General features: G+C 62.4%; 4 protein-coding genes. 1 reads left to right on the top strand and 3 read right to left on the bottom strand.

Annotated features, from left to right (window positions below):
* Positions 1–336 (top strand): acetyl-CoA carboxylase biotin carboxyl carrier protein subunit (locus ACRDD5_RS04000; protein WP_438676002.1); only part of this gene is annotated, 336 nt, incomplete at its 5' end.
* Between the two features lie 38 nt (positions 337–374).
* Here ACRDD5_RS04000 and dmsD read toward each other — a convergent pair.
* The 3 genes from dmsD to ACRDD5_RS03985 all read right to left on the bottom strand — a co-directional run.
* Positions 375–989 (bottom strand): Tat proofreading chaperone DmsD, encoded by a 615-nt coding sequence (dmsD, locus tag ACRDD5_RS03995; protein WP_438676001.1) that lies wholly within the window; start codon positions 987–989, stop codon positions 375–377.
* A gap of 42 nt (positions 990–1,031) precedes the next feature.
* Complete coding sequence (locus tag ACRDD5_RS03990; RefSeq protein WP_438676000.1) at positions 1,032–1,886, bottom strand: dimethyl sulfoxide reductase anchor subunit family protein; 855 nt, start codon at positions 1,884–1,886, stop codon at positions 1,032–1,034.
* Position 1,887: 1 nt separating this feature from the next.
* Positions 1,888–2,356, bottom strand: a 469-nt coding sequence (locus tag ACRDD5_RS03985; RefSeq protein WP_438675999.1) for a 4Fe-4S dicluster domain-containing protein, incomplete at its 5' end; no start/stop codon positions are given.

The following is a 2,356-nucleotide window of genomic DNA, read 5'->3' as shown; positions in this document are numbered from 1 at the left end:
CAGCAGGGGGCGTTTAACGCCGAGCGCGAACGCTGGATCGCCAACGGGCAGGCGCATTTCGACAGCAGTGAGGTGCTTACCGAAGAGGGCGAGGACGCCCCGCTGCAGCCAGGACAGGAAGGCATCGACAGCCCGGTGTCCGGCAATCTGTGGCAGGTGAACGTCGAGGTCGGTCAACCGGTACGCGAGGGCGAGGTGCTGGTGGTACTGGAATCGATGAAAATGGAGATCCCGCTGGTGGCCAGTCGGGACGGGGTGGTAAGCCAGGTGCGCGTCCAGCCGGGATCCTCGGTGCGGGCGGGCCAGTGCGTGGTGGTGCTGGATAAACCCGCCTGATCGAAACGCAGCCAGGGGTTTACCCTGGCTGCCTGATGCTAACGGTAGAGCGGTTTTTCGGCTATCGGGAGCAGCAGCGTCGATTGCCAGTCTGCCAGCGTCAGCTGCGCCAGACTGGCAAGCGCGGCATAGAACGGATGGGCCGCGTTTTCCTGCAAAACGCTGAGGAAACGCGCGCTCCACGGCAGCAAATGCCAGGCCAGCAGCTGGTCGCGCTCGGTGTCACGGCCAGTTTCTGCCAGCCAGGCTGCCAGCAGCAGCAGGGTACCAAAGTGATCTTCCGGTTCGTTCTGCGTCATCTCAAAGACGATGCCGTTGTCGCGCATCCAGTGGCGCAGCGCCAGAGTGGAATCGCCAAACAGTACGCTTTCACGATCCAACCACACCGATCCCCACGGCGGGGCGGGCAGTGCCGAGGGGCCGATAAACAGCCGCTGCCAGGCGTCATTGAGCGGCTCAATGGCTGGCCGGGAAAAGGCCTCGGCGAGCGGACGCAGCGGCGCGTCAGGCAGCGGCCAGTCCCTGGTCCAGTCGCTGTGGGTTAATGCCGTGACCAGCGGTGCGGCCTGATCGCTGTCCGGCGCATAATAAAACAGCGCCCCTAACACCCGGGCGCTAAAAGCGAAAGATTCGCGTGAGCCTACATCATTCATTACAGCATTCCTTGAACGGCGCGGGTTGCCCCGCGCGACAGATTATCCGGCAATTGCCATACCGGTGGTCATGTGCAGACCGTAGAACACGCCACGGCCAATCAGCTCCCCGGCTACCACCAGCAGCGTACCGAGGGCCAGCCCTTGCAGGGTCGGGACTTTGCGGCGCATCAGGGCGCACTGCCAGCAGCCCAGTCCGGCAGCCAGCAGTATGATACGCCAGACCTGCAGGGAACCATACTCCGGCACCAGGGTGTTAGCCTGCTGGACGGAACTGTGGATCGTCCCGAGAGAGTGGGTTTGCAGGACGACTGCCGCCACGCTTGCCACCAGCGCAACGACGGACACCCACGCCGCCACCCGCCCCTTAAACGGCGTTTTCGCTATGCGCATCAGCAGGGCGGCAAACAGCGGGCCGCCGAGCAGCATCGTCAGGAAGAAACTCAGCGTGGTGTAGCCATTGTGCCAGGTCGGGACCGTGTCTATCTGATACACACGGGTCATCGCCCAGACAAAGACCACCCCCAGCACCATACTCATTACCAGCCAGATCTTGCCCAGTGCGGCGGGCATTTTGCCGAGCACCGTCACCAGCCACCAGAATCCGCCGACCGCGAAGAACAGTGACCCGGCGGCAATTTCGTTACTCAGCCCGGATTCCCCCACCCGATTGAGCGAGTTAAAGGCGCGAAGCGGCGAGCCAAGATGCAGCACCGAGGCAACAAACCCGATGCCCATCACCAGCCACAGGAAGAACATGCTGCGCACGATCCGCTGTCTGCCCCGGGCGTCGTTTTCACGCAACCAGGCGAAGCCCGCGACAATCAGTGCGCCGGCGACGCACTGCCCAAATACCGTAAAGATGACCAGCGGCCATTCATGCCATCCACTTCCCATCTCACACCTCCTTTGGATTGGCCAGATAGCCGGTGGTGTCACCCGTCGGTCGGCTGTTGGCATTGGGTTTAATCACGATACTCGGCTTCGTGAAGTGCGCCGACGGCAGCGGGGCCACGGCGGCGAGCTGACCGTGCTTCTTGCGCAGCGCGTCAATCGGGCCGAAGTCCAGCGCCCGCAGCGGGCAGGACTCTACGCAAATCGGTTTGTTGCCCTCTGCCACGCGATCATGGCAGCCATCGCACTTGGTCATATGGCCTTTGGCAGAGTTGTACTGCGGCGCGCCGTACGGGCAGGCCATGTGGCAGTAACGACAGCCAATACAGACGTTTTCGTTTACCACCACAAAACCGTCGTCACGTTTGTGCATCGCCCCGCTGGGGCAGACTTTGGTGCAGGCCGGATCTTCGCAGTGGTTGCAGGCAATCGACAGGTAATAGGCAAAGACGTTCTGGTGCCAGACGCCGTTA

Origin of the sequence: Silvania sp. (assembly GCF_051656365.1) — a bacterium.
GTDB classification, from domain to species: Bacteria; Pseudomonadota; Gammaproteobacteria; order Enterobacterales; family Enterobacteriaceae; genus Enterobacter; species Enterobacter hatchlandensis.
The sequence above is the reverse complement of the archived record's forward strand: the minus strand, read 5'-3'. Positions and strand labels throughout refer to the sequence as shown.

Excerpts from the sequence above, each read along its gene's own strand:
- dmsD (WP_438676001.1), bottom strand. The coding sequence starts at position 989 with ATGAATGATGTAGGCTCACGCGAATCTTTCGCTTTTAGCGCCCGGGTG.
- ACRDD5_RS03990 (WP_438676000.1), bottom strand. The coding sequence starts at position 1,886 with ATGGGAAGTGGATGGCATGAATGGCCGCTGGTCATCTTTACGGTATTT.